Origin of the sequence: Streptomyces sp. SID3212, from assembly GCF_009865405.1 — a bacterium.
In the GTDB taxonomy this organism is placed as follows: domain Bacteria; phylum Actinomycetota; class Actinomycetes; order Streptomycetales; family Streptomycetaceae; genus Streptomyces.
Window position 1 is genome coordinate 1 of sequence record NZ_WWJY01000172.1, and the last position, 7,548, is coordinate 7,548.

Below are 7,548 nucleotides of genomic sequence, written 5' to 3' on the forward strand. Positions count from 1 at the left end.
ACCAGCGTCTTGTCGCCGGGGGCGGCCTCCCCGACCCGCCGGATCGCCGACAGCCCACCGCCCGCGCCGGCGGCCAGCGCGCTCACGGTCAGCTCGGGCCCCGCGTCCGTGGCGGCCACCGCCAGCTCGTGGAAGAGCAGCCCGAACAGCGGTCCGCTCGTCCCTCCCACCTCGTCGAGGAAGGCCGTGGCCGCGGCGCGCAGGGGGGCCGCCGGGTCCCCCGGGCCGGTGGGCGGATCGCCGAGGAAGCGGAGTGTGGCGTCCAGTCCCGCCATGAGGTTGGTGCCGAAGTCGCCGTCCCCGGCCGCCTGGTCGAGCGCGGTCAGTTCGGCCTCGGTGGCGGAGACGGATGCCGCGAAGCGCCGCATCCAGCCGTCGGTGAACGTTCCGTCGACGTGCATGGCGTCCTGCCTCTCTTCGGGTCGGCGGCGCTGCCGCCCAGGTGACGGAGAGCGGTCGGCTCAGCGGGGCCAGGCAGCGGTACGGGCCGGGGCGTCGAAGAGCTTGACCGTCTCGGCGTCCGCCACCATCACGGACAGGGAGAAGCCCCGCATGTCCAGCGCGGTGACAAAATCGCCCACCAGCACCCGCTCGGTGGTGATGCCGCGCGCGTCGAGGACCCGGGCCGCGTCGGCCAGCACGGCGTACAGCTCCAATCGGGTGAGGGAGCCGAGACCGTTGACCAGGAGGATCACGGACGCGCCCTTGCCGAGCCCCAGGGACTTCTCCAGCGCGCCCGCCATGTTCCCGACCAGCTCCCGGACCGGCTGCCGGGGGACGGTGTGGTCCGCGCGCTCGCCGTGGATCCCGACGCCGTACTCCATTCGGTCGATCGGCAGCTCGAAGGCGGGCAGCCCCGTGGTGGGGGCGGTGTGCGACGCGGAGGCGACGGCGAGGCTCCGGCAGCGGGACACCAGGTCGGTCCCGAGGTCCGCCAGGTCACGCAGTCCCAGCCCGGTGTCGGCGGCGGCCCCGAGCACCTTCTCGACCAGCACGGTCGCGCCGGTGCCGCGCCGGCCCGCCGCGATCTCCTCGGACTCCGAGGCGAGGTCGTCGTCGATCAGCACCCGGGTGCAGGCGATGCCCTCGTGGACGAGGCGCTCCGCCGCGATGCCGAAGTTGATGCGGTCCCCGGTGTAGTTCTTCACCAGGTGGAGTACGCCGTCCTCACGGGCCACCGCCCGGGACGCCATGAAGACCTGCCGGTTGTGCGGTGAGGCGAAGATCCGGCCCGGACAGGCCGCGTCCAGCATGCCCAGACCGACAAATCCCGTGTGCAGGGGCTCGTGCCCCGCGCCGCCGCCCGACACCAGGCCCACCCGTCTGGCGGGGGACGTGTGCAGGGCCCGTACGAAACCGTGCTCGACGTCGTGCGCCACCAGATCGCCGTGGGCCCGGGCGAAGCCGGCCAGCGCGTCGATGACCAAAGAGTCCGAACTGTTCCCGAAGTACAAGGCCATGTGGGCTCCCAGAAATCACCCGCCGCGGGCGGACCACCGGAACGCCATCGTGTGCCACGACACGCCGGGCGGCAACTCACACCGACCCGGCGGCCGAAGCACGCTCCGGGCCCGGGAACGCCTCTCGTACGCCCTCCCGACCCCGGCCACGCCCTGTCCCCGCCCCCCTTCGCGCCCCCCGGGGCCGGTCCCGCTCACGTCCGGCCCGTACCGCTCACTCCGGGCCCGTGAGACTCGCTCCCGGCCCGTAGGACTCACTCCGGGCCCGTACCGCTCACTCCCGGGCGAGCACGAACCAGCGCGCCGGCAGGTCGATCCTGGTGCCGTCCGGCAGATGCTCCGTCTGCGGGAGCGCCGTGTCGCCGGTGTCCAGGATCTTCAGGCCCGCCGCGCGCAGCAGCTCGGGAACCTCCTCGTCGGCCGCCCCGGCGGGCCGCAGGCCGTGGTCGAAGACCCGCTGGAGCTTCGCGGGCGTGCCCGCCTCCACCGCCTGCTGGAACACCGCCTTCGAGGCGGATCTCAGTTCGACGACGAACGCCCGTCCGCGCGCCCCGAGGAGCCGCGCGACCGCCCCGGCGACCGACGCGCGGTCCTGCGGCTCGCTCTGGTGGATGACGGCGCGCATGTAGACGTTGGTGTCGCCGAGCCGCTCCCCCAATGCCTCCACCGCGCCCGCGTCGACCAGGTTCAGCTGTTCGTACGTGGCGGCCCCGGCCGTGTCCGCGCGGCGCGCGTGCTCCACCGCCGCCAGCGACAGGTCCACGCCGATCGCGCGGGCGAAGAGCGTCGCCAGATAGCGGGTCTGGGTGCCGCTGCCGCAGCCGAGGTCGACCACGGGCAGTGACACATCGGCGTACGGCAGCAGCAGCGCGCTGTGCGGTACGGCGCTGAGGGAGGCGTCCGAGTCCCAGATCGCCTCCCCCGGGGCGTCGGAGGTCTCCCGCCAGTACCCTTCCCAGGCGTCCCGGTAGCGCTGCGACACATCCATGTGCGTCTCCCCAAGTCAAGCCGTCAGAAGCAGAGTTGTGCAGCACCGGCCTACCGGTCGGAACGCCTGCCCGGCAAGGGGTCGGGAACGTCTTTCACCGGCTCGCCCGACGGGCCCGCCCCTTTTGGCCCAGGGCCTGCTCGAACCACACCGTCTTGCCGTGCGGCGTGCTGCTCGTCCCCCACTCCCGGGCGAGACTGCTCACCACCCGTAGTCCCCGGCCGAACTCGTCCTCCCGGCTCGCGCTCAGCAGGGTCGCCGGGGCCGGCTCGTCGTCCTGGACCTCGCACAGCAGCGCGTCGGTGCGGACCAGGCGCAGCCCGACGTGGTGCGAGCGCGCGTGGTGGACGGCGTTGGTGACCAGCTCGCTGACCATCAGTTCGGCCGTCTCCACGGCGTCCGGCAGGCCCCAGTCGAGCAGCCGGCCGTGCACCAGCCGCCTGGCACGTGCCACCTCGCGTGGATCGAGGGCCAGTTGCCACTCGGCGACGTCACCGTCCGGGATGCCGTTCAGCCGGGCCATCAGGAGCGCCACGTCGTCCTTGCGCCCGCCCCGGGGGTTCAGCGCGCGGATGATCGTGTCGCAGGCGTCGTTCATCGACGCGGCGGGATGGGCGGCGGACTCGCAGAGCGCCGCCAGGCCCTCCCCGATGTCCGCGCCGCGCACCTCCACCAGACCGTCGGTGCACAGCACCAGCCGGTCACCGGGTGCCACGCGGACGACCGCCGTCTCGAAGGCCACACCACCGACCCCGATGGGCGCGCCGGTCGGCAGGTCGAGCACCTCGGCCCGGCCGTCGGCGGCGCGGACCAGGACGGGCGGGATGTGCCCGGCGTTGGCGATCTGGAGCTCGGAGCGGATCGGGTCGTACACCGCGTACAGGCAGGTCGCGAGATAGCTCTCGCCGAGCCGCTGGGCCAAGTCGTCCAGATTGCGCAGCAGTTGGGCGGGCGGCATCTCCATGGTCGCCATCGTCTGGACGGCGGTGCGCAGTTGGCCCATCATCGCCGCGGAGCGCAGCCCGTGCCCCATCACGTCGCCGACGACCAGCGCCGTACGGGAACCGGGCAATTTCACCGCGTCGAACCAGTCGCCGCCTATCCGGCCGAGCCGGGTGCCCGGCAGGTAGCGGGTGGCGGTGTCACAGCCGGCCATCCGCGCGGCGACCGTCGGCAGCATGCTGTCCTGGAGGGTCTCCGCCACGTTCTCCTGGTACGTGTACATGCGGGCGTTGTCGAGGACGAGGCCCGCCCGCGCGGCCAGTTCGGCGCCGGTCGTACGGTCCATGTCGTCGAACGGCTCCCGCTCGGGGCGCCGCATCAGGACCATGAAGCCGAGCACGACGTCGCGGGCCTTGAGCGGGACCAGCAGCAGGGACCGGTTGTTGATGAGCGGCCGCAGGTCGCGCTTCTCGAACTCGCCCGAGATACGGTCGCCGTCCTCCTCGCTGAGCGTCGGGATGAGGACCGGCTCCCCGGTGACCATGCACTGGAAGAACGGGGTGTGCTCCGGGAAGGAGATGGCCTCGCCGATCGGCACGGTGTCGTCCCAGCGGCCCGGTTCGTCGTTGTGCTCGACCCAGACGCGGTGCCAGACGGTGGTGACGTCGGGCGGCCCGTCCGGGAACCCCTCCCCGGCGAGGACGGCGGCGCGCAGGTGCGTACCGGCGAAGTCGGTGAAGCGCGGGACGGCGGCGCTGGTGACCTCTCGGATGGTGCGCTCCAGGTCGAGGGAGGAGCCGATCCGGCGGCTCACCTCGTTCAGGAACTCCAGGCTCTCGCGCACCGCGGCGTATTCGAGGTCGAGTTCGGGCCGGGGCGCGCCGCCGCGCCGGGTCCCGCCGTCCTCCTCCACGACGGTCAGCCGGCTCCGCCGGGACGCCACCCGCCGGGGCACACCCCAGTCCGGGGTGACGGGAACACGGTCGTGGTGACTGAACTCCAGTACGGGATAGCCCAGTTCGAGCACCTGCGAGACGATGCGGGTGGATTCGGCGGGGCTCATGTTCGGCAGGATGTCGGGCAGGCGCCTGGCCAGCGCCTCCGCGTCCGGGAAGTCCGTGTGGAGGGCGAAGCCCGGCGCTATCCGCTGGACGTCGGCCTGCCTCACCGCTTCGCCCTCGGCGTCGGAAGCGGGGGAGGCCCCGTCGGCGCCGAACTGGGCGGCGTCGGCGGCGAGTACGAGATGGCGGCCCGGTCCGGGACCGACCAGTGGGTAGGCCCACCACAGCACGTCGAGCCGCTCGCGCCCGTCCTCGGAGAGCGCCGCGCGCCCCGCCGTGGGGTACGAGCCACGGGTGTGCAGGTCGGGGCCCAGCTCGTCGTGGCCGTCGAACGTGGCGCGGCTCTCTCCGGCGTATCCGTCGTGCGCGAGGCCCGTCTCCTCGTCGGCGAGTGCGCCGGCCACCGGCATCAGATCGCTGGCGGACCGGCCCACCGCCTCGTCCTTGGAGTGGCCGAAAAGACGCCGTGCGCCGGTCGACCAGTGCGACACGAGGCCGTCGCGGTCCACGACGACCACGGCGAGCGGAATCCGGCCTGCCGTCGCGAGCGGCTGTTGCGGCGGCCCCGGCGGAACACCACTGTCCATGGCTGGAAGGCTCCTTCCCTGCCGCCAGGATCTGCGGCTCCGCCCACCACGGTACGGCCCCGCGCACGAGAAGCGCCGGGCAATGAACTAATAGGTGGTGCGCCCGCGCACGCCTGGGAATTGACTGAAATTCAGTCAGCTTTTCAACGGTCCCGCGGCGCGCTTCGCTCAGTCCGCGTGACCCAGTTGGAGGTCGCGTTCGGTGCGTCCGCCGCCCGCCATCCGGAGCACCGTGGCGACCGGCGGATAGCCCGCCGCGATCACCGTGTACTCCCCCGAAGAGAGATCCACGAAGCGGAAGGTTCCGTCGGAGCCGGTGGTGAGGGTGTCGACCACGTTGCCCGCCGCGTCCAGCAGCGTGACGCGGGCGTCCTCGACGGGCCGGCCGCCCCCGGCCCGTACCGTACCGCGCAGCACCGCCCCGCCCGCCAGCTCGATGTCCTGCCGGGTCTCGCGGGAGGACTGCACACTGACGGGGAGCGCGGCGGGGCGGAAGGCGGGGGCGCTCGCGGCCAGCGTGTACTCCCCCGCGACCAGTTCGCCGATCACATAGGCGCCCTCGCGCCCGCTGCGGGTGGACGCCACCACGTCACCCCGTACGTCGGTGAGGGTCACGGCGGCGTCCCGTACCGGCGTGCCGTCCGCCGTGAGCACCGCGCCCGCGAGGCGTCCCGCGCCGCCGAGGACCACGTCCAGTTCGACGGGGCGCTCGCCGACGGTGACCGTGACGGCCTGCGGCTGGTGGCCGCCGGCCGCCGCGATCATCACGTACGAGCCGGCGCCCGGCACGCTCAGCGCGTACCGCCCGTCCTCGCCGCTCGCCCCGCGTCCGATCTGCTGCCCCTGGACGTCGATGAGGGTGAGCGCGGCGCGCGGGACCGTACTGCCGTCGTAGTGCTGCACGATGCCGCAGACGGCCACTCCCGGGGCGTACGGGGACGGCGCGGCGACCGGGGCGCCGTTCGCGGCGGCGCGCGCGGCGGGGACGGCGGAGGACTCGGCGGCGGGGGCGTTGTAGGACACCAGCGGTTTCTCCTTGAGGAAGAAGGCGAGCAACAGGCCGAGGACGAGCACCGGCACGAGATAGAGGAAGATCCGCGGCATCGCGTCCGCGTACGCCTGGATGTAGTGGTCCCGCAGCGCGGGCGGCAGCGCGTGGACCATCTGCGGGGTGATGGAGTGCGCGTTCGGCAGCGCGGCGCCCGCCGGGATCCGGTCGGCGAGCGCGTCGGCGAGCCGGTTGGCGAACAGCGTGCCGAAGACGGCGGCGCCGACGCTGCCGCCGATCTGCCGGAAGTAGTTGTTGGCGCTGGTGGCGACGCCCAGGTCGGAGGGCGGCACCGCGTTCTGCACGGCGAGGATGAGCACGGGCATCACCAGCCCGATGCCGAGGCCCAACACCGCCTGGGCGAAGCCGCATTCGAGCATGGAGGTGTCGGCGTCCAGCCGGGACAGCAGCCACATCCCGGCGGCCGACAGCGCGCCGCCCACCACCGGGTAGATCTTGTAGCGGCCGGTACGGCTGATGAGTTGGCCGGAGACGACGGAGGCGACGACGATGCCGCCCATCATCGGCAGCATCAACAGGCCCGACTCGGTGGCGGAGGCGCCGTCGACCATCTGGAGGAAGGTCGGCAGATAGCTGGCGGCCCCGAAGAGCGCGAGGCCGAGCACCGCGCCGATCAGACCGGTGAGGGTGAAGACGGAGTCGCGGAACAGCCGCAGGGGGATGATCGGTTCGGGCGCGAAGTGCTCGACGACGAGGAACAGCAGGGTGGTTCCGACGGCGCCCGCGGCCAGTCCCAGGATGACGCGTGAGCCCCACGCGTACTCCGTACCGCCCCAACTGGTCAGCAGCACCAGGCAGGTCGAGGCGGCGGCGAGCATCAGCGCGCCAAGGATGTCCAGCCGGCCCCGGCTGGTGGGCTTGGGGAGGGTGAGGACGACGGAGACCACGGCGAGGGTGAGCAGGCCGAAGGGCACGTTGAAGTAGAAGCACCAGCGCCAGGACACGTGGTCGGTGAAGAACCCGCCGAGCAGCGGACCCGCCACCGAGGCGAGGCCGAACGCGCCGCCGATCAGCCCCATGAACCGGCCGCGCTGCCGGGGCGGCACGATGTCCGCGATGATCGCGTGGACGCCGATCATCAGTCCGCCGGCGCCGACGCCCTGGACGGCGCGGAAGGCGATCAGCTCGTTCATGGTGCGGGACCAGCCGGCCAGGGCCGAGCCGATGACGAACACGACGATCGCGAACTGGAAGACGCCCTTGCGGCCGAAGAGGTCGCCGAGCTTGCCGTAGATCGGCAGACCGATCGTGGAGGTCAGCAGATACGCGGTGATCGCCCAGGACATCCGCTCCAGGCCGTGCAGCTCCCCCACGATCTTGGGCAGGGCGGTCGCCACGATCATCTGTTCCAGCGCGGCGAGCAGCAGGGCGAGCATCAGCCCGAAGAACACGAGCCGGACCCGGCGGGGGCTCAGCGGCTCGGCCGGCGGCGCGCCACCGG

At 72.7% G+C, this 7,548-nt stretch carries 5 protein-coding genes; all 5 read right to left on the reverse strand.

The genetic code is table 11. The features are described from left to right. Positions 1-401 (reverse strand): DAK2 domain-containing protein (locus tag GT042_RS05015; RefSeq protein WP_161307479.1); only part of this gene is annotated, 401 nt, incomplete at its 3' end. A 60-nt stretch (positions 402-461) separates the two neighbouring features. Further along, complete coding sequence (locus tag GT042_RS05020) at positions 462-1,460, reverse strand: dihydroxyacetone kinase subunit DhaK (RefSeq protein ID WP_161307480.1); 999 nt, start codon at positions 1,458-1,460, stop codon at positions 462-464. Positions 1,461-1,734: 274 nt separating this feature from the next. Further along, the gene (locus GT042_RS05025; RefSeq protein WP_161307481.1) at positions 1,735-2,448 is read right to left on the reverse strand and encodes a class I SAM-dependent methyltransferase; all 714 of its coding nucleotides are present in this window, start codon (positions 2,446-2,448) and stop codon (positions 1,735-1,737) included. Between the two features lie 94 nt (positions 2,449-2,542). Beyond that, a complete protein-coding gene (locus GT042_RS05030; RefSeq protein WP_161307482.1) occupies positions 2,543-5,038 on the reverse strand; it encodes a SpoIIE family protein phosphatase in 2,496 nt (831 codons plus the stop codon). A gap of 168 nt (positions 5,039-5,206) precedes the next feature. Beyond that, the coding region (locus GT042_RS05035) for an MFS transporter (RefSeq protein WP_161307483.1) at positions 5,207-7,548 on the reverse strand (2,342 nt) is incomplete at its 5' end.

Coding starts and splice junctions, on each gene's coding strand:
- GT042_RS05025 (WP_161307481.1), bottom strand. CDS start 2,448: ATGGATGTGTCGCAGCGCTACCGGGACGCCTGGGAAGGGTACTGGCGG.
- GT042_RS05020 (WP_161307480.1), bottom strand. CDS start 1,460: ATGGCCTTGTACTTCGGGAACAGTTCGGACTCTTTGGTCATCGACGCG.
- GT042_RS05030 (WP_161307482.1), bottom strand. CDS start 5,038: ATGGACAGTGGTGTTCCGCCGGGGCCGCCGCAACAGCCGCTCGCGACG.